This is a genomic window from Ruegeria sp. THAF57 (assembly GCF_903914075.1).
GTDB lineage: Bacteria > Pseudomonadota > Alphaproteobacteria > Rhodobacterales > Rhodobacteraceae > Ruegeria.
Genome location: NZ_CAIWNQ010000003.1, coordinates 483,834 through 506,633, shown reverse-complemented (window position 1 = coordinate 506,633; position 22,800 = coordinate 483,834). Strand labels below are relative to the sequence as shown.

At 58.5% G+C, this 22,800-nt stretch carries 17 protein-coding genes; 5 read left to right on the top strand and 12 right to left on the bottom strand.

Annotated features, from left to right (window positions below; genetic code table 11):
* Positions 1 to 68: 68 nt before the first annotated feature.
* Entirely contained in the window at positions 69 to 1,361 is a 1,293-nt protein-coding gene (gene serS / locus RUESEDTHA_RS10365; RefSeq protein ID WP_180886656.1) for a serine--tRNA ligase, read from the top strand.
* A 54-nt stretch (positions 1,362 to 1,415) separates the two neighbouring features.
* On the opposite strand, the gene RUESEDTHA_RS10360 is transcribed toward serS, so the two are convergent.
* The 5 genes from RUESEDTHA_RS10360 to RUESEDTHA_RS10340 all read right to left on the bottom strand — a co-directional run bounded on the left by RUESEDTHA_RS10360 (position 1,416) and on the right by RUESEDTHA_RS10340 (position 6,801).
* A complete protein-coding gene (locus RUESEDTHA_RS10360) occupies positions 1,416 to 2,009 on the bottom strand; it encodes a helix-hairpin-helix domain-containing protein (protein ID WP_180886898.1) in 594 nt (197 codons plus the stop codon).
* Positions 2,010 to 2,101: 92 nt separating this feature from the next.
* Positions 2,102 to 3,088 carry a fatty acid desaturase gene (locus tag RUESEDTHA_RS10355; protein ID WP_180886655.1) on the bottom strand — a complete coding sequence of 329 codons (987 nt, stop codon included), beginning with the start codon at positions 3,086 to 3,088 and terminating at the stop codon, positions 2,102 to 2,104.
* A gap of 165 nt (positions 3,089 to 3,253) precedes the next feature.
* Entirely contained in the window at positions 3,254 to 4,717 is a 1,464-nt protein-coding gene (gene der / locus RUESEDTHA_RS10350; RefSeq protein ID WP_170795273.1) for a ribosome biogenesis GTPase Der, read from the bottom strand.
* A 48-nt stretch (positions 4,718 to 4,765) separates the two neighbouring features.
* Complete coding sequence (locus tag RUESEDTHA_RS10345; protein WP_171126500.1) at positions 4,766 to 6,088, bottom strand: PQQ-like beta-propeller repeat protein; 1,323 nt, start codon at positions 6,086 to 6,088, stop codon at positions 4,766 to 4,768.
* A 41-nt stretch (positions 6,089 to 6,129) separates the two neighbouring features.
* Positions 6,130 to 6,801, bottom strand: coding sequence for a hypothetical protein (locus tag RUESEDTHA_RS10340; protein ID WP_180886654.1), 672 nt, complete (start codon positions 6,799 to 6,801; stop codon positions 6,130 to 6,132).
* 225 nt (positions 6,802 to 7,026) lie between these two features.
* Between RUESEDTHA_RS10340 and RUESEDTHA_RS10335 the strand changes: the two genes are divergently transcribed.
* Positions 7,027 to 8,259 carry an efflux RND transporter periplasmic adaptor subunit gene (locus tag RUESEDTHA_RS10335; protein ID WP_180886653.1) on the top strand — a complete coding sequence of 411 codons (1,233 nt, stop codon included), beginning with the start codon at positions 7,027 to 7,029 and terminating at the stop codon, positions 8,257 to 8,259.
* Positions 8,256 to 12,044: an efflux RND transporter permease subunit gene (locus RUESEDTHA_RS10330; RefSeq protein ID WP_180886652.1), complete on the top strand. Its 3,789-nt coding sequence runs from the start codon at positions 8,256 to 8,258 to the stop codon at positions 12,042 to 12,044. The genes RUESEDTHA_RS10335 and RUESEDTHA_RS10330 overlap by 4 nt, the downstream gene beginning before the upstream one ends.
* Positions 12,045 to 12,101: 57 nt before the next feature.
* On the opposite strand, the gene RUESEDTHA_RS10325 is transcribed toward RUESEDTHA_RS10330, so the two are convergent.
* On the bottom strand, positions 12,102 to 13,907 hold the full coding sequence (locus tag RUESEDTHA_RS10325) for an ABC transporter ATP-binding protein/permease (protein ID WP_180886651.1): 1,806 nt from the start codon (positions 13,905 to 13,907) through the stop codon (positions 12,102 to 12,104).
* A gap of 78 nt (positions 13,908 to 13,985) precedes the next feature.
* On the bottom strand, positions 13,986 to 15,374 hold the full coding sequence (locus RUESEDTHA_RS10320; RefSeq protein WP_255431680.1) for a LysM peptidoglycan-binding domain-containing protein: 1,389 nt from the start codon (positions 15,372 to 15,374) through the stop codon (positions 13,986 to 13,988).
* Between the two features lie 123 nt (positions 15,375 to 15,497).
* On the opposite strand from RUESEDTHA_RS10320, the gene RUESEDTHA_RS10315 reads away from it, so the two are divergent.
* Positions 15,498 to 16,061, top strand: a complete 564-nt coding sequence (locus RUESEDTHA_RS10315) for a TIGR00730 family Rossman fold protein (RefSeq protein ID WP_180886650.1) — start codon at positions 15,498 to 15,500, stop codon at positions 16,059 to 16,061.
* Positions 16,062 to 16,096: 35 nt separating this feature from the next.
* On the opposite strand, the gene RUESEDTHA_RS10310 is transcribed toward RUESEDTHA_RS10315, so the two are convergent.
* The 3 genes from RUESEDTHA_RS10310 to RUESEDTHA_RS10300 form a co-directional block, all read right to left on the bottom strand.
* Positions 16,097 to 16,549, bottom strand: a complete 453-nt coding sequence (locus RUESEDTHA_RS10310; RefSeq protein WP_180886649.1) for a host attachment family protein — start codon at positions 16,547 to 16,549, stop codon at positions 16,097 to 16,099.
* A gap of 212 nt (positions 16,550 to 16,761) precedes the next feature.
* Positions 16,762 to 17,643, bottom strand: a complete 882-nt coding sequence (locus tag RUESEDTHA_RS10305) for a metallophosphoesterase (RefSeq protein WP_180886648.1) — start codon at positions 17,641 to 17,643, stop codon at positions 16,762 to 16,764.
* A 3-nt stretch (positions 17,644 to 17,646) separates the two neighbouring features.
* The gene (locus RUESEDTHA_RS10300) at positions 17,647 to 18,246 is read right to left on the bottom strand and encodes a superoxide dismutase (protein ID WP_180886647.1); all 600 of its coding nucleotides are present in this window, start codon (positions 18,244 to 18,246) and stop codon (positions 17,647 to 17,649) included.
* A gap of 99 nt (positions 18,247 to 18,345) precedes the next feature.
* On the opposite strand from RUESEDTHA_RS10300, the gene RUESEDTHA_RS10295 reads away from it, so the two are divergent.
* Entirely contained in the window at positions 18,346 to 19,113 is a 768-nt protein-coding gene (locus RUESEDTHA_RS10295) for an FkbM family methyltransferase (protein WP_180886646.1), read from the top strand.
* A 102-nt stretch (positions 19,114 to 19,215) separates the two neighbouring features.
* On the opposite strand, the gene RUESEDTHA_RS10290 is transcribed toward RUESEDTHA_RS10295, so the two are convergent.
* Both RUESEDTHA_RS10290 and RUESEDTHA_RS10285 read right to left on the bottom strand, forming a co-directional pair.
* On the bottom strand, positions 19,216 to 19,782 hold the full coding sequence (locus tag RUESEDTHA_RS10290; RefSeq protein WP_180886645.1) for a sarcosine oxidase subunit gamma: 567 nt from the start codon (positions 19,780 to 19,782) through the stop codon (positions 19,216 to 19,218).
* The gene (locus RUESEDTHA_RS10285; RefSeq protein ID WP_180886644.1) at positions 19,775 to 22,789 is read right to left on the bottom strand and encodes a sarcosine oxidase subunit alpha family protein; all 3,015 of its coding nucleotides are present in this window, start codon (positions 22,787 to 22,789) and stop codon (positions 19,775 to 19,777) included. Before RUESEDTHA_RS10285 ends, RUESEDTHA_RS10290 begins: the two co-directional genes overlap by 8 nt.
* Positions 22,790 to 22,800: the final 11 nt, after the last annotated feature.

Below are 22,800 nucleotides of genomic sequence, written 5' to 3'. Positions count from 1 at the left end.
TGCTACACCCCGCCTTTCAGATGGTGCATAAGCGGTTTCAGTGATTCACGCATTCAAGGACCTGAACCATGCACGACATCCGCGCCATTCGCGAAAACCCAGCCGCCTTCGACGCCGCACTTGCGCGCCGTGGGGACGCGCCGGTGTCGTCGGACCTACTGAGATTGGACGAAAGCCGCCGCGCCAAGATTTTGGCGGCTGAGACCGCGCAGGCCGAACAGAACAAGGCCAGCAAAGAGGTCGGCGCTGCCAAGGGTCGCGGTGATGAGGCCGAATTCGAGCGGTTGAGGGCTCTGGTCGCCGAAAAAAAGGCCGAAGTCGCCCGGATGCAGACCGAAGCTAAGGATCTGGACGCGCTGTTGACAGATCAATTGATCCGCATCGCCAACCTACCCGCCGAAGACGTGCCCGAAGGCGCAGATGAAAACGACAATGTCGAGGTCAACCGCTGGGGCACCCCGCGCGGACTGGATTTTGCTCCGAAAGAGCATTTTGAGGTTGAGGCCGTTCAACACGGCATGGATTTCGAGACCGCTGCCAAACTGTCCGGCTCGCGCTTTGTATTGCTGTCGGGCGGCGTTGCACGCATCCACCGCGCGTTGGCGCAGTTCATGCTGGACACGCATATCAACGAAAACGAGCTGACCGAGGTCAACGGCCCCGTGCTTGTTCTGTCCGAGATGATGCTGGGCACTGGCCAGTTGCCGAAATTCGGCGAAGACAGTTATCAGACCCGTGAAGGTTGGTGGCTGATCCCGACCTCCGAAGTCTCGCTGACCAATATCGTGAACGACACCATGATCGAAGAAAGCTACCTGCCGCGCCGCTATACCGCGCATTCGCTGTGCTTCCGGTCCGAGGCAGGCAGCGCGGGCAAGGACACCCGCGGGATGCTGCGCCAGCACCAATTCGAGAAAGTTGAGATGGTCTCGGTCACGCACCCGGACAATTCCGACGATGAACAAAAGCGCATGTTGCGCTGCGCTGAAGGGATTCTTGAGAAGCTGGGCGTCCCCTATCGCACCGTGATCCTGTGTACCGGCGATATGGGCTTCGGCGCACGCCGTACTTATGACATCGAAGCATGGCTACCCGGTCAGGGCACGTATCGCGAGATCAGCTCGGTTTCGACCTGCGGCGATTTTCAGGCCCGCCGCATGAATGCGCGCTTCCGGCCCGAAGGTGGCGGCAAACCGGAGTATGTCCACACGCTGAACGGCTCGGGCCTGGCGGTGGGGCGCTGCCTGATCGCGGTGCTGGAAAACGGCCAGAACTCCGATGGCACTGTCACCCTGCCCGAAGTGTTGGCCCCATATTTGGGCGATAAGCTGACGCTGCAACTGGACGGCACTCTGGCATAAGAAAACCGACGCGCCACGGCCGCCGGTTTCTAAGTGATCAAAGGCGAGGAAGGCTTACTTCTTCGCCTTTTTCTTATCCTTCTTCTTATCGCTCTTTTTGGCGTCTTTCTTCTTGTCGCCCTTTTTCTTATCGTTCTTTTTCTTTTCGTCTTTCTTCTTATCGTCCCTTTTAGACTTTTTACCCTTCTTCGCCTTGGCCTTTACCTTGTCCTTGGCTTTCGAGAACACAGCTTCCATTTCGGCACGCTTCTTAGCGGCTTTCTCAGCTTTGGCTTTGGCCTTTGCCTTCTTCTTGGCTTTAGCCTCTGCCAGCGCAGCCGCTGCTTTCTCTTCGGCTGCTTTACGAGCCGCTTCCTCGGCTCTTTTTTCTGCTGCGGCGGCGGCCACGGTTTTGCGCGCGGTTGGTTTTCGGACCGCAGGTTCTCGCGACGGCGCACGGCGTGTCACAGGCTTTGCGGCGGGTTTGGCTGCGATCGCCTGTTTCGCGGCGGCGATCAGCACTGGCGCACGCGCTGCACCTATTCGAGGAACCTTGACCAGAGCGTCGGGGGTTGCCTTGGCAATAGCTTCAGCCGTTTTGAAGCCATTGGCGATCAGCAATTGGCCAAGCGCCTCACCTACACCATTTACGTCGGTCACTGCGGTCATTCTTTGTCCTTTCAGTTTCGCCCTGCGCATACGTATATACACAGGATATACGCATCCACAAGACAGGGTAACACGTAGAACCCGCTCGGGCGTCAATTACTGTGGGCAAGCCCGGCAGACCGATCCTTCTTGGGAAACGGAACAAGGCGCTTTGCATCCTCATCCCATAATTTCAGGTTCAGGGCCGCGACCGCCTCGGGGAATTTGATCCGCCGCGGGGTGTATTCCGCTGGCAGGTTATAATGACATGCACGCAGACGATACGACGGGATACGTGCGTTGAAATGGTGAATATCGTGTAACGTGATACAGGCCACCGCATTGTCGAACCACCAGCCGAAATCCAGCGCCGACGATCCTTGCAACGCTGCCAGCTTGGGGTCCAGATCCGGGCGGCGGTCCCAATAAGTGTCCTCGAAATTGTGTTGCAGGTAGACGAGAAACACACCCAACATCCCGCCCAACAGGGAAAACACAAGCCAGACCAGAATACCGGTCATCCCTGCGATTATGTAAAGCAGCCCAAGGAACACAACAATTGACAGATTGTGCAACAGAACTCCTGCTACACCAAACCGGACTGTATTCTTGGGCCAGCGGTACCGGATGAAATAGGTAAACAGCGCGCCCACCGGGACAAGGATAAACGGGTTGCGGTAAAGGCGATAAAACAACCGTGCCTTCCAATCCGCCTCATTCCATTCGCGCACTGTCATCGTATGAATCTCACCAGTCTCACGATGTTCGAGGTTGCCGATGCCCGAATGATGAAGGTTATGGTTTTGCTTCATCACTTCAAACGGCGCAAACGTGAACGGAGACAGCCCATGCCCGGCCCATTCATTCTGTTGACGCGTTTCAAACAGGGAATGGTGCCCACAGTCATGTTGCAGAACGTAAAGGCGCACAGCCGAGAACGCGAAGACGATTCCGGCGGGGACCATGATGTACCAGCGATCCACATAAATGATCGCCAAAGCCAGCGATGCAAAATACACCGCAAAAGTCCCAAAGTAACTTAGCGCGGCCAGACGATTATCTTGCACCGCATATTGCCTTGTGTATTCCCTCAAATCCATCACGTCCGCTCCCCACGATGGCCCGCTTCAATATGGGTTCGAAACTATGTGCGGAAACTCCGCAAACAAGCAGCGCGTGCGAAAACAAATGCACGCACCTGAATGCTAGCGCGGGGAACTCGGGCTGTCACGCCCCTGAGCCAAAAATGCTGAAAATTGGCGCAGTTACGCGCGGCCCTTGAGATGCTTTGCCAACGCGCCCGCGTTTTTCTTGCGACGTCCCTTATAGGGGTTCTTGTCGCCCTGCCCACGTAACGTCAGGCGGATCGGAGTGCCTGGCATGTCAAAATCCTCGCGCAGCCCGTTGACCAGATACCGGTTATAGCTTTCGGGCATCTTGTCAGGGTGCGAGCACATGACGACAAATCCCGGCGGTCGGGTTTTGGCTTGTGTCATGTAACGCAGCTTGATGCGGCGGCCTTGCGGTGCTGGAGGTGGATGCTGTTCCAGCATTGCGGTCAGCCAGCGGTTTAGCGCAGCGGTCGGCACACGACGATTCCACACGTCATGGGCGCGCAGAATGGCAGCACGCAGACGTTCCAAGCCCCGGCCCGTCTTGGCCGATACGGTGATCAACGGCGCGCCGCGCAGTTGCGGCAGAAGGCGTTCGAAGGACTCTTTAAGGTCGCGCAGCTTTTCCTGCTTGTCCTCTTCGATGTCCCATTTGTTAACGGCGACGACGACAGCACGCCCCTCACGCTCGGCCAGATCCGCAATTCGCAGGTCTTGCTGTTCAAACGGAATAGCCGCATCCAGCAGAACCACCACGACCTCGGCAAATTTCACGGCCCGCAGACCGTCCGAGACCGACAGCTTTTCCAGCTTTTCCTGCACCTTGGCCTTTTTTCGCATCCCGGCGGTGTCAAAAATTCGCATCGGAGTGCTGTTGCCATCCGGATCGGCCCAGTCGATCCGCAGGCTGATCGCGTCGCGGGTGATCCCGGCCTCGGGGCCGGTCAGCAGGCGATCTTCGCCAATGATCTTGTTGATCAGCGTGGATTTCCCGGCATTCGGACGGCCCACAACGGCGACTTGTAATGGCTTGTCGGCGGTGATCAGCGGCGTTTCGCCTTCGCCATCCTCATCCAGTTCTATATCGGTTTCCGGCGCATCATCCTGCGCCTTTTCAGCCGCAGCGTCGGCCAAAGGCATCAATTGAGCATAAAGGTCCGTCATCCCCTCGCCATGCTCGCCGGACAAACGCACCGGTTCGCCGAGCCCAAGGTTATAGGCCTCAAGCACACCTGCATCCGCTGCGCTGCCCTCTGCCTTGTTGGCCGCAAGGATAACGTGTTTGGAGCGTTTGCGCAGGATTTCGGCGAACATCTCATCCGTCGGCGTCAGCCCCACCCGCGCGTCGATCATGAACAGGCACACATCGGCCATATCCACGGCGCGTTCTGTAAGGCGACGCATCCGGCCCTGCAGGCTGTCGTCAGTCGCATCCTCAAGCCCAGCGGTGTCGATCACGGTGAACCGCAGATCGCCCAAGCGCCCTTCGCCTTCGCGCAGGTCACGCGTCACGCCGGGTTGGTCGTCGACCAAAGCAAGACGTTTACCCACAAGGCGGTTGAACAGGGTGGATTTGCCCACATTGGGGCGCCCCACAATGGCGAGGGTCAGCGACATGATACTCAACTTTCAAGACTCAGACGCGCCCTTTAGCGCATCTTTCGGTCAACGGAAAGCGTGTAGATCACCTTTGGTGGACACGACATAAAGCGTCTGCCCGGCAACAACCGGTGCCGTGGTCGCACCGCCGGGTACTTCGACGCGGTGCACAAGGGTGCCGTCAACCGGGCTGAAGAACCGAAGGTATCCATCATTGGATGCAATCACCAGACGCCCCCCAGCCATGATCGGCCCGTAATGCGCCACAATGGGGCCCCGGCGATTAGGCTTGTCCTTCACAAAGCCGGGCAAGTCCTGCGCCCAGACAACTTCACCCGTCGCAGCATCCAGACGAATAAGCTGACTGCGGTCACTGATTTGGAAAAGGCTGTTCCCGGCGGGCCAAACCGTGTCGACCGCACCCTCATCCGCCGTCCATTTACGCTCGCCCGAGCTTGCATCAAAGGCCACGGTCCGGCCCGAGTGGTTCCCGATAAAGATCGTGTCACCAGACACCATCGGACCACCGGTCACGTCAATGATCTGAGCTGCGGCCCGACCCCGCCGTCCTCCGGCGACCGAGGCGTTCCACCGACGGATACCCCCCTTGCGGAAGGTTGCGGAAACATCACCAGACCCGAACGCGAAGACCGCGAATTCGGACGCGATCACAGGCGCAGGCGCGCCCAGCACATTGCCGACGCTTGGCGTGCCTTGAATCTGCCACGCGATGCGGCCGTCTTTGGTATCAATGGCCCAACCGGTTTCATCACCGGCCACAAGATACAACAGGCCACCATTCACCAGCGGAGCGCCGCTGCCAGTCGCATTCAGACGTTTTTGCCACCGAATTGCACCGGATCTAGCATCCAGCGCGGTCAGCCGCCCAAATCCGGACGAGACATATAATACACCATCGGCATAAGCGATGCCGCCGCCAGTCGCGTCCGAGTCACCGTCCGAAGCAGGAATAAGATCCGTGCTCCAGACCCGTTGGCCTTGGGGCGAAACGGCGGAAACCGTCGCCCCGGAATCGAGCGTGTAAATCAATCCACCGGCGACAACCGGTTCCGCCGTGATCCGCTGCTTGCGCGAGTCACCTTTGCCGATCGACGCGGACCAAACCCGCTGAGGCGTGGCCCGAAGTTGAGCGTTTGTCGTGCGGAACGCTGCCGTTCCTGGGCTTTGCGGCCAACTTGCATTCGCCTTCTGAGCCGGCAGGCTGATTGGCTTGGACCCGCGCGTCTCGACCGTTTCGGTATCCGCCGCAGGACGGATGTCTTCGCGCGGACCGGGCAGGATGACTTCGGGTTCCTCACACGCCGCAAGAACGGTCAGGGATACAGCCGCAACCGACAATCCAACTCGAGAAAGAAGATTTGTTACCATGGTTTTCCGAACTCGCCTGCCATTATTCGTTACGCTGCGGATCATCCCTGCCGGGCTACCAACGGTTCGGGTTCACCACCCAGTGCCACGATCAACTGGGCTGCGCGCTGCTGAAGGTCAACGCCAATCTCGGCGTCCTGCCGTAGCGCCTGCAATCTTTCAATAGCGGCGTCGACATTGCCTTCGGATACGTCGATTAGGGCCAGTTGCTCTTCGGCCAACAACCTAAGTGGAGCGCCGGGTGCGGCCAAAGCCTCGAACTGCTGACGCCGGTCCGCTGCTGGCAGGGTATCGGTTTGCAGAAGCAACGCCTTGAACGTCGCAATCGCGCGGTAGATTTCCGGCAGATCACCCTGAACCGCAATGGCATTCAGGTTGTTCACAGCCTCTTCCACCGAACCGGCCTCGGATTGGGACGCAGACAACAGCATATCTACTACCGCATCGCCACCCGGTGAAGCCGCCGCGACGCTTTCCAGGCTACCGGCCCGTTCAGCCGAGTCATTCTGAGCCAGCGCCGAAAGAATCGCATCGCCCAGTTCTTCGGCCTGCGACGTCGCGCGTGCTTTGCGGATTTCATTGAATGCGGCGCCGCCAACAATCAAGACAACCGCCAGCACACCAACCCATCCCCACCGGCGAAGCAGCAGAAACAGACGGTCACGGCGCACCTCTTCGGTCACCTCATCAATAAAACTGTCGACGTCGCTCATCCCTGCGCTCCGGGCTAATTCAATTACGTATGGCGCAATGTCATACCCCGGCGACCTTGCCAAGCCAAGGGTGCGATTTTGGGCATTTTAGGTGGGTTGAACACCGCTTGCGGAAAAAAACAAACCGAACTATTCAGTTCAGTGTGGAAAAGATACATAATGCGCCCCACATTTAAGATTAGGCGCCGTAGAAATCCGGGCGAAGAATTTGGGGAGAAATTCTGAATGCGTTTGATTTCAATCGTAAATGCGTTGCTGGTGGTCGTTGCACTATTCCTGCTTGTGTTTGAACGCGATACCCTATTTGCGATTGCTGGCCGGGCCGAAGCCGAGGCAAGCCCTTCATCTGCGGATGAATCCGAAGGCTCCGCATCCGAGAATCGGAATGCTATCGGCGTGGTGGCCGTTCGCTCGGTAGCGCGCGAGATTGACAGCGCCGTGTTGCTGCGCGGTCAGACAAAAGCCAACCGACAGGTCGAAGTTCTGGCCGAAACGACCTCGACGGTCATTTCGGAACCAAAGCGCAAAGGAACGTTCGTAGAATCGGGCGACCTGCTGTGTGAACTGGATCCCGGCACCCGCCCCGCCAGCCTTGCTGAGGCGATGGCAGGCAAGCTTGAGGCCGAAAGCCGTATCCCCGAAGCCGAAGCACGACTTGAAGAAGCACATGCCCTGGTCGCAGAAGCTCAGATCAACCTGACGGCTGCGCAAAAACTTTCGGAAACCGGGTTCGGCTCGGAAACACGCAGGATATCCAGTCAGGCTGCAATGCGAAGCGCCGAAGCAGGCGTAAAGACGGCCGAAGCTGGGTTGGAAGCCACGCGCGCAGGGATTGAAGCGGCAACAGCCGAGGTCGCCGCCGCAGAACGGGAAATTGACCGCCAGACGATCGAGGCCCCCTTCAAGGGTCTGCTGGAAAGCGACACGGCCGAGTTAGGCAGCCTGATGCAGCCCGGATCGCTTTGCGCAACCGTCATTCAGCTTGATCCGATCAAACTGGTAGGCTTTGTCCCCGAGGCCGAAGTTAACCGTGTCATCGTAGGTTCCGAGGCCTCGGCGCAACTGGTCACGGGCCTACAGGTTGCGGGCCGCGTGACATTCCTGAGCCGGTCCGCCGACGAAACAACCCGGACTTTCGAGGTTGAGATCACTGTGCCGAACCCCGAACTTGCCATTCGAGACGGGCAAACCGCAGACATCCGTATTTCTGCCGAAGGGGCCAAGGCGCATCTGCTGCCGCAATCTGCCCTGACGCTCAATAAAGAAGGTCAGGTTGGAGTTCGAACCGTCGGGCAAGGCGACGTTGCCGATTTCTTCCCTGTCGAGCTATTGCGTGACACGTCGGAAGGCGTATGGGTCGGCGGCCTTCCTGAAACCGTGGATATAATCGTCATCGGGCAGGAATTCGTGACAAGTGGCGTAAGCGTTAAGCCCACCTATCGGGACGCTGCAAAATGACCGGAATCGTCAGTTGGGCTGCTGGCCGGGCGCGAATGGTTCTGGCCTTTATCGCAATCTCGCTTGTTGTGGGCGGGTTTGCCTATGTCAATTTGCCCAAAGAGGGCGAGCCCGACATTGAAATCCCTGCCCTGTTCGTCTCGGTTCAATTCCCCGGCATTTCGGCGGAAGATTCTGAGAACCTTCTGGTCAAGCCGATGGAGACCGAGCTGGCCGATCTGGACGGCCTAAAGGAAATGACGTCCACGGCCTCGGAAGGGTATGCAGGGGTCGCGCTGGAATTCGATTTTGGCTGGGACAAAACCGCGATCATGGCCGACGTGCGCGACGCGATGAACAGCGCACAGGCCGAATTCCCCGAGGGCGCTGAGCAGTATTCGCTGTTCGAGATCAACTTCTCGGAATTCCCGATCGTCATCGTCAACCTGACCGGGGCCGTGCCGGAACGCACAATGGCCCGCGTCGCCAAAGACTTGCAGGACGAGCTTGAATCGCTGGATTCGGTTCTTGAGGCAGGGATTGCGGGCAATCGTGATGAACTGCTTGAGGTTATCATCGACCCGCTTCGGCTCGAAGCGTACAACGTCACCGCAGCCGAGCTGATCAACGTCGTCCAAAACAACAACCAGCTTATCGCAGCGGGTGAAGTCGAGACCGAGCAAGGGACATTTTCGGTCAAGATCCCCTCGTCCTTCAAAACCGCGCAAGACGTCTATGACCTGCCGGTCAAGGTCAATGGAGACCGGGTCGTCACGATGGGCGAACTGGCGCAGATCAACTATACTTTCGAAGATCGCGAAGGCACGGCTCGCTTTAACGGTGAGCCCACCATCGCCCTGCAAGTGGTCAAGCGCAAAGGTTACAACCTGATCGACACGGTCGAGGCTGTCAAAACGACCATTGCCGCAGCGCAGGCCAAGTGGCCGCCCGAGATGCAGGCTGCGATCGAACTGGGCACGTCGAATGACCAAAGCCGCATCGTGGGTTCAATGGTCAGCCAACTTGAAGGTTCGGTCCTAACGGCCATTGCACTGGTGATGATCGTGGTTCTGGCGTCGCTGGGCACGCGCGCGGCGCTGCTGGTGGGCTTTGCTATCCCGACATCGTTCCTGCTGTGCTTTGCCTTCCTCGCCGTGATGGGCGTCAGTATTTCCAACATCGTGATGTTCGGCCTGATCCTGGCGGTGGGTATGCTAGTCGATGGGGCGATCGTTGTTGTGGAATACGCCGACAAGCGCATCAAGGAAGGTGTTGGCCCGATGCACGCCTATGTCGAGGCGGCGCAGCGGATGTTCTGGCCTATCGTGTCGTCCACGGCGACAACGCTCTGCGCCTTTCTTCCCATGCTGTTCTGGCCCGGTGTTCCGGGTGAGTTCATGGGAATGCTGCCCGTCACGCTGATCTTCGTTCTGTCTGCGTCGTTGATCGTGGCCCTGATCTATCTACCCGTTATGGGCGGTGTTTCCGGGCGGCTGAGCCGTTTCTTCGACCATTCTTCTGAATGGCTGAAAGCGCGCACCCCGTGGTGGCTGCGTGTCGTGATGGTGCCCCCGTCGCTTTATATGATCTTCCTGGGGGCAATGCAGGTTCTAAACCCGGCCTATCTGCTGCCTGCGGGAACGCCGGGTGGAATGCTCTTTGGTGCGCTGTTGTTTATCCTTGGCGCGTTTGCCGGGTCCGTGACCCTGAGCGCGGCCAAGATCGAGCGCACCCCGGATCAGCATGTACACACGGTCCGCGAACACACACCTTTTGGCCACGTCATCAAGTTCCTCGTTGGCAATCCGATCATGCCGATCGTGTCTATTGTCGCCGTCGGATTTGCGGTTGTCACGGTCATGTCCATCTATGGCAGCAACAACCGCGGCGTAGAGTTTTTCGTCGAGAATGAGCCTGAGCAAGCAACGGCATATGTCAGAGCGCGCGGCAACATCTCATTGGCGGAAAAAGACGAGATGGTGCTGGCCGCCGAAGAAATCATCAGCGCGCACCCTGCGGTTATCAATGTCTTTTCCTTCGCTGGCGAAGGTGGCCTAAGCCAGAATAATGGCGGTGCACAGGCACCCGCTGACACGGTTGGTCGCGTACAGTTTGAAATCATTCCATGGGAAGATCGGCCGAACGTGTCCGAACCCATCCTCGGTGGGCTTGTCGATCGGCAAACTGTTGCGCCAGACTATGACGGCGATTTCGTGCTGGATCAGCTAAACGCGGAACTAGCCGAGATTCCGGGCATAATTGTCGAGATTCTGCCCCTGTCCCAAGGTCCGGCTTCGGCCAAACCGGTCCATCTGCGCATCAAGGGCGATGGCTGGGAAGAGCTGACCGCGGCAACACTGGCCGCACGCGATGTGTTTGATAACACACCCGGCCTGATCAAGATCGAAGACACGCTTCCCCTGCCCGGCATTGATTGGCAGATTGACGTCGATGTGGCCAAGGCAGGTCGTTTTGGCGCCGATGTCGCCACGGTCGGCGCCATGGTTCAGTTGGTGACACGTGGGCTTTTGCTGGGTGAAATGCGCCCGGAAAACGTGGATGAAGAGATTGAAATCCGCGTCCGCCTGCCCGACGAAGACCGCGTTCTTTCGACCCTCGATACCCTCAAGGTCCGAACGCCGGATGGTCTTGTGCCCTTGTCGAACTTTGTCACCCGCAAGCCCGTGGCGAAACTGGCCCAGATCGACCGCGTGAATCAGCAGCGGTATTACGATGTCAAAGCCGACGTAGAGCCCGGCCTGAGCAAGGTGATCATAGAAGCTGCTGATGGATCGGAAGAGCGTGTGGCCGTCGTCAGAGAGTTGACCGACGACGCAACACCCGAAGGTGCGACCGTCACCGGACCGAACGGATCCGAATACGAGGTTGTAAAGACAACCGGAGTATTGGACGCCGAACAGGTTAGATCGCAGATCGCCTCGGGCGACGCGCGCATCGCGCCAATCAATCCCAATGAACGGATCGCAGTCCTGACGGAATGGCTTGAAACCGATCCGCTTGGCAGCGCGGTAAGCTGGGAATGGACCGGTGATCAGGAAGATCAGGAAGAATCCGGCGCGTTCCTCATGAACGCCTTTGCCGGGGCCTTGGGTCTGATGTTTGTCATCCTGTTGGCGCAGTTCAACTCGTTCTACAATTCCGTTCTTGTCCTTTTGGCGGTTGTTCTTTCGACCACCGGGGTCCTGATCGGGATGCTGGTCATGCAACAGCCGTTTTCGATCATCATGACCGGAACGGGGATTGTGGCCCTCGCGGGAATTGTGGTGAACAACAATATTGTCCTGATTGACACCTATCAGGAATACAGCCGCTATATGCCGCGGATTGAGGCCATTGTGCGCACCGCCGAAGCCCGCATTCGCCCGGTTCTGCTGACCACCCTGACCACGATGGCAGGCCTGACACCGATGATGTTCGGCCTTTCGCTCGACTTCATCAACGGAGGCTATTCCATCAACAGCCCCACCGCATTGTGGTGGAAACAGCTTGCAACGGCGGTGGTGTTCGGACTTGGCATTGCGACCGTTCTGACCCTGATCGTAACGCCTTCTTTCCTGGCGCTGCGCGTGTGGGTTTCGACCTATACGATCTGGTTGGGCAAACTTCTGGCACGCGCAACAGCGGGTCGATCCAGTCAGGTCGCGCAGGACATGGCCATCGGAAAAGCGGCGCGCCAGGCGCAAGCCACCGAGGTGATCTGGACCGAAGAACCATGGACGGTAGAGCCCGAAACGGATCGCACACCGGATGCACCGCCGGGCTCTCCTCTCAAAGCAGCCGAATGAATCAGAAGGGGCCGGTCAAGAACCGGCCCCCTTTTCTTTATGCCCCGCACAAGAATACTACGCGGCTTCCAAGTCGTTTTGCTGCCGGTTCCACAATTGGGCATAGCGCCCGTTTTGCTCTAGCAACTCATCATGTGTGCCTTGTTCGATGATCTCACCGCGCTCCAGAACGACGATACGATCCGCCTCGGCAATAGTGCTGAGCCGGTGAGCGATTGTAATGACGGTTCGCCCTTCACCCGCGCGCGCCAAGGCGTCCTTAATGTCCTTTTCGGTGTCAGTGTCCAGCGCCGATGTCGCCTCATCCAGCAACAGGATTGGCGGGTTCTTGAGCAACGTCCGCGCGATCCCGACGCGTTGCTTTTCACCGCCTGACAATTTCAGACCACGCTCACCAACCTTGGTGTCATAACCTTCGGGCAAAGTAATGATGAAGTCATGGATCTGCGCCGCCTTGGCCGCCGCTTCCACGTCGTCTTGCGTGGCATTGTCACGTCCATAAGCAATGTTATAGCCGATGGTGTCATTGAACAGAACGGTATCTTGCGGCACGACGCCTATGGCCGCGTGCAAACTGTCTTGGGACACATCGCGTACATCCTGCCCATCAATCCTTAGTGTTCCGCCGGTTACGTCGTAGAATCGGAACAGCAAGCGGCCAATCGTGGACTTGCCAGAACCCGTTGCCCCGACAATCGCCACCGTTTGACCGGCCGGAACGGTTAGCGAAACCCCCTTCAGGATTTCCCGATCCGCGTCATAGCCAAAGCGGACATCCTCTAACGTCACCTCGCCCCCTGAAACCACCACATCCGGCGCGTCAGGTTTGTCCGTGACTTCGGCGGGCTGCTCCAGCAAGTCGAACATTTGGCCCATATCAACAAGGGCCTGACGGATTTCCCGGTAGACCGTACCCAGAAAGTTCAAAGGTACGGTAATCTGGATCATATAGGCGTTCACCATCACGAAGTCACCAACGGTCAGGGTGCCATTTTGCACGCCGATGGCCGCCAGAACCATAACGCCGATCAGGCCACAGGTGATCAGGAAAGACTGTCCGAAATTCAGGAACGCCAGCGAATAGGCCGTCTTGAGCGCAGCGCCCGCATACGCCTTCATCGACACATCATAGCGTTCCGCTTCGCGCGTTTCCGCGTTGAAATACTTGACCGTTTCAAAGTTCAGAAGGCTGTCGATGGCGCGTTGATTGGCCTCGGTATCCTGATCGTTCATCTCGCGGCGCAGCTTCACGCGCCATTCGGTGACCGCGAAGGTAAACCAGATATACAGGGCGATCGTGACGGCCACGACCACAAGATACCAGACATCGAACAGCCACATCAGGATGATCGCGACCAACAACAGTTCAAGGATCAGGGGACCAATGGAAAACAGCAGAAACCGCAACAGGAACTCAACGCCCTTTACACCCCGTTCGATAATCCGGCTAAGGCCCCCGGTCCGGCGCGTGACGTGATAGCGCATCGAAAGCTGGTGAATATGCCTGAACGTCTCAAGCGCCAAGGCGCGCAGCGCGCGTTGACCGACAGGCGCAAAGGCCGCATCGCGTAGCTGTTGAAAGCCGACAGTCATCATCCGGGCCACGCCATAGGCAACGGTCAAACCAACAGCACCCAACGCCAGCGGTGGCACCCCCTCACCCGCCAGACCATCGACCGCGCCTTTATAGAGAATCGGCGTATAGACCGCGATGAGCTTTGCCAGCACCAGCATTCCCATTGCCAGTACAACACGTCGCTTTACCCAAGGTTCATCCTCGGGCCAAAGATAGGGCGCGACCTTGCGGATCGTGCGCAAACCGGATCGTTGCTCGTCGATCTCGGACATATCATCAGAATGCATAGGGGCTGCTCGTCTCATCACGTACCAATACTGCGGTCAGAGATGGACCCCCGACCCAAGAGGGCCAGAGGTACAGGTTTATTCCGGAATGGTGAAGACTTGCCCGGGATAGATCAGATCCGGATCGCGGATCGAGTCCCGGTTAGCGTCGAATAGGCGCACAAACAGTATGCCGTCACCGTACCGCTCGCGTGAAATGGCCCAAAGGGTGTCGCCTTCTTGAACGGTCACCGATCGGATGGTGGCCTGTGTCGATTGCTCTGCGGAACTGTCTGGCGCATCACTTGCGCGCAAAACTTCTAGCGGTTCGCGTTTGAACGGAGTCTCTAGGCGGCTGACGACGGTCCCGTCCGAGCCGACTTCATCCACCCGCAGGGTGTAGACACCGGGATCAACCCCCTCAAGCTCGCTGCGCCACTTGCCGTCATCCGCAGGCGGCAAATCCGCGACAAGGCGGTTGTTCAAATACAGTCGCACAACAGACCCGTCCGGTACGCGGCCTGTCAGCTCAACCTCACCTTCGTCTGAATACCCGATCGTATCCAGCGCGACCTGTTCAGCCTCTCCTGCCTGAGACGCAGGAGGCTGCACCAGCTCCACGCCATCTTCACCTGAACGTAAAACAGTAACCTGCTGGTTCTGAACAGCTTCAGGCGCAGCTTCAGCGGTTTGCGCGGTCTGCTCCGCCTGCGGCTCAGCGGTTTGTTCAGTTTGTGGCTCAGCGGTTTGCGCGGTCTGCTCTGTCTGCGGTTCGATGGAGGCTTCGGCTGTCTCGGTCGGCGCGGCTTCGTCGATCTCTGTGTTCGACTCCTGCGCAACGTCGGTCTGTGCCTCCCCGCTCTCAGAGTTTTCCAGCGCCGGTGTTTCGACTTGTGGTTCCGGCAATGCCGCGATGAGGTAGTCATCGGAGCGCAGCGGTTCTTCCCCCGCATCTGTTTCCAACGTCAGGCCACGCGCGGTGTTGGAAAACGGGATGCTGACAAATTCCGCGAACTGTCCGCTGCCGTCCACCGTGAAACTGTGCACAGCCTCACCATCCAGCAGAACGCGAACTACGGCACCCGGCTCGGCGTTTCCGGACAAGACCGCATTGCCGTCCGGCTCTACAAAAATCTGGTCCAGGGTCGGTGGCGTGGCTTCCGCAGCAACCTGAGGCGGCGCATCGCCATCCGTTGCTTCGGGTTCGGCTTGGTTCGCGGTCTGTTCAGTCGTTTGTGGCTGATCGGCAGTCGGTTCTGTCTGCTGCGGCTCGGTCGACGTTACCTCGGCTTCTGTCGGGGTTTCCTCTTCGACAGCTTCGTCCGGTGCTTGTGCCGCCACTTCAGTTTCTGTCGTGATTTCCTCTGGAGCAGCGTCAAAGACACCCGACCAATACGCACCACCTGCGCCGACAAGAACCAGAATACCGACAATCACAACCCAGGTGTTCGGGCCCGGGCTTTCGTTTTCCGACTTCGCGTCCATCATTTTCCTTTCAGTCCGCCGCGCAAATGGTTTCAGAGCAACGCATTCTGCCAGACGGTTGAGCCAATCTATCAATCTCGCTATCAGGGGTCAAAACCCCAGATACAACCCCGGAGAAGCCCTCTTATGTCCCAGAAATCCGTCTGTGTGTATTGCGGGTCACGCAATGGTGTGAACTCAGCCTATTCCGACGCCGCCCGCACATTCGGCCAGCTTCTTGCAACTGAAGGCTGGAGGCTGGTGTACGGTGCCGGGGATGTAGGGTTGATGGGCGAGGTCGCGCGTGCCGCACAAGCCGCCGGAGGGGATACGTTCGGCGTCATCCCCGTTCACCTGCTACAGCGCGAAGTTGGTAGAACCGACCTGACACGTTTCGTGGTCACCGAAACGATGCACGAACGCAAGAAAGTCATGATCATGAACGCGGACGCCGTCGTGGTTCTACCCGGTGGTCCGGGCTCGCTGGACGAACTGTTCGAGGCGCTGACATGGCGGCAATTGGGCCTGCATGACAAGCCCATTCTGGTCATGAACGTGGATGGATACTGGGACGCCTTGCACGACCTGGTACAGCAGGTCATCGGTCAGGGTTTCGCAGACAGCTCTCTGGCCGATTTCATCACATGGGTCGATAGCCCGCACGCGGCGATGTCTGCCTTGCGGCCACTCCTGTCCGAACCCGGTGCGTAAACGGGCGGCGTCACCGCCCGCTTTGGGATTGGGTCTTAAACCGCCGGTTTCAAACGGTTGGTCAAAACCTGTTCAACTTTGTGAAGTGGATGATTGGTAAGGGTCTTGTCGACTTCGGCGACGACCTTGCTCAGAACTTCGCTGTGAAGACGTCGGCGCAGCAAGCCCAGAACGTGAGGGCTCGCGACCAAAACCAAACGCTTATACGCGCCTGTCAGCCCTTTGCGATTCAGCAGGTTGGCCACATCCTGCACAAACAGGGATTTTGCATGGGTTTTCCACTTGGCCTCCTCGACTGCCGATTTTTGGTTCGGTCCGGTGTCGGGGCGGCGCCCTGCCCGATCCGTGGGACGGGTAGCAGGTGCATCGTTTTCCTCAACCGAAACAACGACCAGATTAGGATCGTCGGCGTCGGTGATATTCTCCATAAACAGCGCCTTTTCCCCATCGGCAATGACAACCCAAGTTCCCTGTGAAAGTGCGACCATCGTGATCTCCTGCTATGGTTTTATGTGACCATCCCTCATCCATCAGACACAGCTCTACAGTGACGCGCCCAAGGTTTTTTGCGCGTTTCCAGTCTATTATCCATTTGATTGGCGGCTCTCTCCCTCCGCTCACCTTACGTAAGCACTGTTGCTGTCCATACAATCCCATTCGCAATCAAAAGCGAACCGAGCGGCAGGATTCCACCCATCGGTCAGGCGGACAGGTCTACGACCGTGATTTCAGGGGTCACGCCAAAACGGACTGGCAGGATCGAGCATCCAATGCCTCCGGACACAACCAAATCGCGCTGACCTTCGCGAACATGACCATAGGCATAACGGTTGCCAAACCGCGACGGCACCATAGGCGACCAACCGAACAGGCGCACTTGCCCTCCATGTGTGTGGCCCGACAGTGTCAGCGCGACCCTGTCTGGCACATTCGGAAAAATGTCAGGCTCATGGGCCATCAATATGACCGGAACTTCATCGGTGACTTGGGACAGGGTCGCGGGTAGATCATCCAAACCCCGATATCGCCCCCGCCCCGTAACAATGGCGAGCTGATCCTCAACCCCGGCCAGCCAGCACCCTGCGCCCTCCAGCTTCACCGCATCATTCGACAGAACCCGGATGCCATTCTGGCGCAAGGCCTCAGCATAGATATTCGGCCCACCCCCACGCCGTTGCGCAGCCAGATCATCCCACCAATCGTGGTTGCCCAAAACGGCAAAGACGCCGTGTTTTGCCTCAAGCCCGGCCAGCACAGGCGCCAAATCGGCAATTGGAACCGGTTGGGACACCATCCTGTGACCGGCCGCATAATCGCCCAACAGCAGAATCAGATCCGGTGCCAGCGCATTCGTGCGTTTAACAACCTGCTCAATGCGCTTCAGTCCGACATGGGGTTCCCCGACGTGTAAATCCGACAAAACCGCAATCCGAAGCGGAGGCGCAGTCCAGTCATCACGCCGAACCCGCCAGCGCTTTACCCGCAACCGAAGCGCGGGTTCTATGAAAAACCCATAGGCCGCAACAAAAAGACCTGCCAGCGTCACCGCCAGCAGGCCCTTGATAAACCCTCGACGGGTCAAGGATCACATCCGCGAAGCGACGTTTTCCCAATTCACCAGATTGTCGAGGAAGTTCGACAGGTAAGCCGGACGCTTGTTACGGAAGTCGACGTAATAGCTGTGCTCCCAAACGTCACAGCCCAACAGCGCAGTCTGACCAAAGCACAGAGGGTTCACACCGTTCTCGGTCTTGGTCACGGCCAGCGAGCCATCTGTGTTCTTGACCAGCCATGCCCAGCCCGAGCCGAACTGACCGGCACCAGCGGCGCTGAATTGCGACTTGAATTCGTCAACCGAGCCGAAGCTTTCGGTCAGAGCCTTCTCCAGCTCACCGGGCATAGCGTTGCTGCCGGGGCCCATCATCTCCCAGAACTGGTTGTGGTTCCACAATTGGCTGATGTTGTTGAAGATGCCGTTCTGGGCGACAGCGTTCGCGTCATAGGTGCCAACGATGATCTCTTCCAGCGTCTTGCCGTCCCACTCGGTCCCTGCGATCAGCTTGTTGCCGTTGTCGACATAGGCCTTGTGGTGCAGGTCGTGGTGATATTCCAATGTTTCCGCGGACATACCCTTGGCTGCCAGCGCGTCATGTGCATAAGGAAGATCAGGAAGTTCAAAAGCCATGTCGGCCCCCTGTTAAATGTAAGTTGCGGTTCCCAAGGTTAAATGCTTTGGCTACGCCGATAGGTCAAGGGCAGAGACAAGAAAACCCGGAGGTCCGCGATGCTGACACAGGCGCGCAAGATGTTTTACCGCGCCCGCGGGTATTATGCAGGCAACCTGAACGGCGAGCATTTCCGTCTGGACCCCTACCATTCGAAATTCTGGCGCAAGGCGTCCCAAGGCAATTGGGAGCCCGAGACCTTTGCGGTACTGGACAAATACCTGTCGCCCGACCGCGACTATCTGGATATCGGCGCATGGATTGGTCCCACTGTCCTCTATGCCGCTCGCCGCGCTCGGCATGTCTGGTGTTTTGAACCCGACCCCGTCGCCTACCGTCATCTGGTCTGGAACCTGCATCTGAACGACATCCGAAACGTCTCGGCTTTCAGCATCGCCCTGTCGGATGGGTTCGGCGTGACGCGCATGGCGTCCGCCCATGGCGAGGCTGGCGATTCAACATCGTCCCTACTGCATGACGGCAGCCACGGAACAGATGCAATGACGATCGGCTGGGATCAATTCGCAACCGCCGTCGATCTGTCAGACGTTGCTTTGGTAAAAATGGATATCGAAGGGGCCGAGTACCCGGTCCTGTCCTCTTTAACCCCGTGGTTACAGGCCACGAACCCCGCCCTGCTGCTGTCGACCCACGCGCCCTATCTCGACGCGGAAAACCGCGCACCCGCGATGAAACAACTGGCCGACACACTGGCCTTCTATGACCAGTGTCAGGATCCGTTCACCGGCGAAGCCGGGGCGTCGATCCTCACCGGAAACCGCGCCCTGACCCAGTTCCCGACTTTCCTGTTCAGCACAAAACCCTGACCAGAAATCCGCTCTTCATCTGGCTAAAAATATCCTGGGGGTGAGGCCGCAAGGCCGAGGGGGCAAAGCCCCCTCACCCAGCTCTCAAGACTGAAACTAGGTTCAGTAAACGCCCACCTCACTGCCCGGTTGGGCGGCAACTTTCAGCAGTTTGAAAACGTAATCTGCGGCCGAGCGGAAACAGACCACGCGGAAGGTTTCCGCGTCGTCCATCCAGAACGCCCCGGCCACCTGCGCAAGACGTGAACGGCGGATTTGGCCGGGTTGGAAGGCCTCGGCTGACAACTCGACAGGGGCCAGTTTGCCCAGCACTTCGCGCGCATTTGCGCCCGATATGCTAAACACGGCCCGCGCGTCCGAGACATTCACCGCCAGCGAATGCGTGCTGCCCAATGCTTCGGTCATCGCAGCCAGTTTCGTGTTCACCTCGGCATAAGGCACCAGCACCAGCAACTCGTCCGGCGACATCCAGCAAACGCCAGTGTCCCCGTTGACAAACGCCTCACGCTGGCCGGGTATTTTCTGGCCAGTGGCAACCTTAACGGCCTTGGCCAGCACCTTGTCGGACAGATCGCCGCGCAGCGTGATCATCCCCTGCAGGCCGCATTCCGTAACCTTGGCAATGCCATCATAGCTGGCGTGGTTCAGTGCGCTGATGGGTTCAGACATTCTGCTTCTCCCCGTCTTTGTCGAAGAAGATCGGATCGACGATCTTGGCTTTATAGATTTTGCCGTCGGTTCCCGGAAACTCGACAATCTCGCCCATCCGGTCCGGGCCGAACTTGATCAGTCCCATCGCAATTCCTCGGTCCAGATTGGCCGAGTAATAGGTCGAGGTCACACGTCCGATCATGTTGCGTTGACCGTTGGCATTGACGCCTTCGCCCACTGCGTAAGCACCGTCGGGAATGACAGAACCATCCACAGTCTCAAGCCCCACCAATTTCCAACGCTCGGGATCGGCCATATGGGTCCGCGAATGGGCACGTTTTCCCAGATAGTCCTCTTTCTTTTTCGACAGCGCCCAATGCAGCCCCAAATCTTGTGGAATAACGGTGCCGTCGGTTTCGTCTCCGATCATGATAAAGCCTTTTTCGGCCCGCAAGATGTGCAGACATTCGGTGCCGTAGGGCATCACACCGAACTCTTTTCCAGCTTGCATCAAAGCATCCCAGAACGCCTGCCCTTGGCTTGCAGGAACCGCGATCTCATAGGACAGCTCGCCCGAGAACGAGATGCGATAGGCACGGCAATCGAATTCGCCGATCTTCCCGTCGCGCCACTCCATGAACGGCAGCGCCTCTTTGCTGAGGTCCATGCCGCCCAGCTTTTCCAACACCTTGCGGGCGTTGGGGCCGACCACGGCGATCTGAGCGTATTGCTCGGTCACGTTGGCGACATAGACTTTCCAGTCCCACCACTCGGTCTGCAGCCATTCTTCCATGTGACCATGGATACGCTCGGCCCCGCCGGTGGTGGTGTGGCACAGCCATGTGTCCTCGTCGATGCGGGCAACAACACCGTCGTCGATCAGGAAGCCGTTCTCGGAACACATCAGGCCATAGCGGCATTTGCCGACCTTCAGTGTAGACATCATGTTGGTATACATCATGTCCAGGAACTTGCCCGCATCGGGGCCTTTGACGATCAGTTTACCCAGGGTCGAGGCGTCCAGCAGGCCGAGGTTTTCGCGAGTGTTCTTCACCTCGCGGTTCACGGCTTCATGCACAGATTCACCGGGACGAACATAAGCATAGGTCCGGCGCCAATGGCCGACCGGCTCCCAGTCTGCACCGTTCTGGTCGTGCCAGTTGTGCATCGGGGTTTGACGGATCGGCTGGAACACCTCACCACGGGCTTCGCCACCAATCGACGCCAGCGAGATGGGCGTATAGGGCGGTCGGAACGTGGTGGTTCCGACCTTCGGAATTTCCGAATCCAGCGCATCAGCAAGGATCGCTAAGCCATTTATATTGCTCAACTTACCCTGATCGGTTGCCATACCCAGCGTAGTGTAACGCTTGGTGTGTTCGACACTTTCATAACCTTCGCGCGCAGCCAGTTGGACGTCGGATACTTTGACGTCGTTCTGGAAATCCAGCCACGATTTCATCCGCAGTCCGATCTCGGCATTGGCAGGCATCAGCCAGACGGCGGCCATCGGAGCTTCGGCCGTAGTCTCACCCACCGGTGCCTTTATGCGTTTCGCTGAGAAACCAGCCGCTTTGGCTGCCGCCTTGCCCGCCGCATCGGCGTCGGTCAGAACGTCGCCCAGCGCCAGCGGGCCGTTGGACGACCCCGCCGCCAGCACGAACCCTTCCCCATCGACCCCCAGCGGAGGCCGCGACGGATCGGGGCGGAAATGCGCGTTGGCATCATCCCAGATCAGCTTGCCGCCGCAATGCGACCACATGTGCACGACCGGCGACCAGCCGCCCGACATGGCGACCGCGTCGCATTCGACCTCTTCCCGCGCGCCGCCGATGCCTTCCTGATTGCAGATGGCAACCTTCTTGACGCGCTTGCCGCCTTTGACCTTGGCAATCGCCTTGCCGGGGTCGACACGGATACCCAGTTCGCGCGCCTCATCCGCTAGCGGACCAGCCGTGTCGCGCGCATCGACCACACGCAGCACGTCCACACCGGCTTTCTTCAGGGCGATGGCGGTGCGATAAGCGTCATCATTATTGGTGGCGACAATCACACGCTCACCCGGGGTCACGCCCCAGTTCACAACATAGTCGCGCATGGCCGAGGCCAACATGACACCCGGCACGTCGTTGCCCGCAAAGGACAGCGGGCGCTCAATCGCGCCGGTGGCGGTTACGATCTGTTTCGCGCGAATGCGCCACAGGCGGTGGCGCGGACCTTGGGTGCCCGGCTTGTGGTCAGTCAGACGCTCATAGCCCAGCGCATACCCATGGTCGTAGACACCCGCACCCATGCAGCGGTTGCGCAGGATGACGTTGTCCATTGTTTCTAGTTCGGAAACCAATTGTTCCACGAACTTATCCACAGGAGCGCCATCAATGGTGCCGCCATCAACCGGAGCGCGGCCACCCCAATGGGCGGTCTGTTCAAGCAGCATGACCTTGGCTCCGGATTGAGCCGCGGCTTTGGCCGCCTGCAGACCGGCCACACCACCGCCGATCACCAGAACATCGGTGAAGTGATAGAAATGCTCATAGGTGTCCGAATCGCGGCTGTCCTTGTCGGGCGCTTTGCCCAATCCGGCAGACTGGCGGATGAACGGCTCGTAGACGTGCTTCCAGAAGGGTTTGGGGTGGATGAACGTCTTGTAATAAAACCCGGCAGGCAAAAAGCGCGAAAGGTAGGTGTTCACCGCACCGATGTCGAATTCCAGATTCGGCCAATGGTTCTGCGAGATCGAGGTCAACCCATTGAACAACTCGGTCGTGGTGGCGCGCTGGTTCGGCTCGAACCGGTTGCCCTGCCCCAAACCGACCAGAGCGTTCGGTTCCTCGGCACCGCTGGCGACAACGCCGCGCGGACGGTGGTACTTGAACGACCGGCCCATCATCATCTGATCATTTGCCAGCAGGGCCGAGGCAAGCGTGTCGCCCTCGTACCCCTGCATCGAGGTGCCGTTGAAGGTGAAAGTTACCTGTTTCGACCGGTCGATCAACCGGCCTTGATTTGCGAGACGGGTGCTCATTTTGCGGACCT